The sequence below is a fragment of the Seohaeicola nanhaiensis genome (genome assembly GCF_042654245.1).
GTDB lineage: Bacteria > Pseudomonadota > Alphaproteobacteria > Rhodobacterales > Rhodobacteraceae > Seohaeicola_A > Seohaeicola_A nanhaiensis.
The window spans coordinates 1-1192 of sequence record NZ_JBHSGI010000036.1; the positions used below are offsets into that span (position 1 = coordinate 1).

Here is a 1192-nt window from a genome sequence, read left to right on the forward strand (position 1 = left end):
ATGGCAAATCGCTACTCACCCGAGGTCCGCGCACGAGCGGTCAGGATGGTGTTTGAGCATCAAGGCTCATACGAAACGCAGGCGGGCGCGATTGCGGCCATTGCACCGAAGATCGGCTGTATTCCCCAGACCCTGCGCGAATGGGTCAAGCAGGCCGAGAAGGACAGCGGCATGCGCGACGGAGTGACAACCGAAGAACGTGATCGCATCAAGTCGCTGGAACGGGAAAACCGGGAGCTTCGCCAGGCGAATGAGATCCTGCGCAAGGCGTCAGCATATTTTGCGCAGGCGGAACTCGACCGCCCACTGAAGCGATGATCGCCTTCATTGACGATCAGCGCTTTGTTTACGGCGTCGAGTCGATCTGTAGAGTCCTGCCGATCGCGCCGTCGACATATTATCATCGCCTGGCGTGCGAAGCCGATCCCTCCAAAGCCTCCGCGCGGCATCAGCGCGACACGGAGCTGCGTCCGCAGATCAAACGGGTTTGGGATGAGAATTACCAGGTCTACGGGGTCCGTAAGGCATGGCATCAGCTGAAGCGCGAGGGCTTTGATCTGGCGCGTTGCACGGTGGAGCGGCTGATGAAACAGATCGGCATCCGTGGTGCCGTGCGTGGAAAGGTGGTCAAGACGACGGTCCCTGACACGTCAGCGCCCTGTCCGCGCGACAAGGTAAATCGCGTGTTCCGGGCGCCTGCACCGAACCTGCTCTGGGTCAGCGATTTTACCTATGTGTCCACGTGGCAGGGCTTCATCTATGTGGCTTTTGTCATCGACACCTTCGCTGATCGCATCGTCGGATGGCGGGTCTCACGATCGGCCAAAACTGACTTTGTTCTCGATGCGCTGGAACAGGCCCTGCATGATCGACGGCCAGTCCAGAAGAGCGGATTGGTTCATCATTCGGATCGCGGCGGGCAATATTTGTCCATTCGTTACACCGAGCGATTGGCCGAAGCAGGCATCGAACCATCGGTCGGCAGCGTCGGGGACTCGTATGATAACGCCCTCGCTGAGACGATTAACGGTCTCTACAAAACCGAGCTGGTCCACCGCCAGGGTCCATGGCGCAACATGCAAGATCTGGAAATGGCCACTCTCGGATGGGTCGATTGGTTCAACCACAGACGCCTGCTTGGCCCCATCGGAAACATCCCGCCAGCAGAGGCTGAAGAGAACTTCTATGCACA

General features: G+C 58.7%; 1 protein-coding gene and 1 other annotated feature. The gene reads left to right on the plus strand.

All coding sequences use genetic code 11. From position 1 onward, the window contains the following. A protein-coding gene (locus tag ACFO5X_RS26120; protein ID WP_380723266.1) for an IS3 family transposase occupies positions 1-1192 on the plus strand; the annotation gives its coding sequence in 2 pieces (ribosomal slippage) (positions 1-280 and positions 280-1192; 1193 coding nt annotated over the 2 pieces). This gene is flagged as partial in the annotation. Further along, positions 273-389 (plus strand) — a sequence feature (AL1L pseudoknot). Its footprint overlaps the gene before it by 117 nt.